The 903-nt window shown below is 71.5% G+C and carries 1 protein-coding gene; it reads left to right on the top strand.

Annotated features, from left to right (window positions below; genetic code table 11):
- Positions 1 to 903: TonB-dependent receptor plug domain-containing protein (locus tag D7W81_RS41340; protein ID WP_158621794.1), on the top strand; the 903-nt coding region annotated here is incomplete at both ends.

Genomic DNA, 903 nt, shown 5'->3' with positions numbered 1-903 from the left:
GGGCGAGTACGGGCTGAGCCAGGTGAGCGTCGCCGCTCGCGCGGGATGGCGCCGCGCGCTGACGTCCTCGCTCGACCTGGCCGTGGGCGGGGACGTGGAGCACCGCCGCTCCGCCACCACGCTCACCGGCACCGCACGGCCCCCGGGCTGGCGTCCCTCCGACGACGCGGATCCGCTCAAGCGGCCCAGCGCACTGGCCACCTTCTCCGGTGCGTATGCGTCCGCGACGTGGAGGCCGTCCGACACCTGGGTGGTGACGCCGGGCTTGCGCGTGGACGCGTACCACCTGGTGCCGGGCATGACCTTCACCGCGGTGGAGCCACGCCTGTCCGTGCGCCACACGCTGACGGACACCCTCACGCTCAAGGGCGGCGCGGGCCTGTTCCACCAGCCGCCCACCGTGCTCGTGCACGTGCCGGCCATCGACACCGCGAGCCTGCGCTACGGCCTTCAGTCCGGCGCGCAGTTCGACGTGGGCGCGGAGTGGAAGGCCTTCGAGGGGCTGGAGTTGAGCGCGGACGTGTTCTTCAACCCGCTGTCCCGCGCGGTGGAGTTCGACCTGGTGGACGTGGCGGAGAATCGCCGCCGCCGGGGCAACCTGGGCGAGGACCCCGCCACCACCGGCTACGCCTACGGCTTCGACCTGATGGCGCGCCACCCGCTGGGCCGCCACTGGTTCGGCTGGGTGTCCTACAGCTTCCTGCAGAGCAAGCGGAAGGCGCGCTTCGCCCGCATCGGCGACGACAACCGCGTGATGGAGACGGTGGAGGGCACGCTGCCCTTCGCCTTCGAGCAGGCACACACGCTCAACGCCGCGCTCAGCTACAAGTTCGGCAACAACTGGACCGTGGGCACGGTGGTGCACTTCAACACCGGCCGTCCGGAGACGGGGCAGATCACCTC

The organism is Corallococcus aberystwythensis (assembly GCF_003612165.1).
Classification (GTDB): Bacteria; Myxococcota; Myxococcia; order Myxococcales; family Myxococcaceae; genus Corallococcus; species Corallococcus aberystwythensis.
Note: the sequence above shows the minus strand (reverse complement) of the source record. Positions and strands in the feature narration are given on the sequence as shown.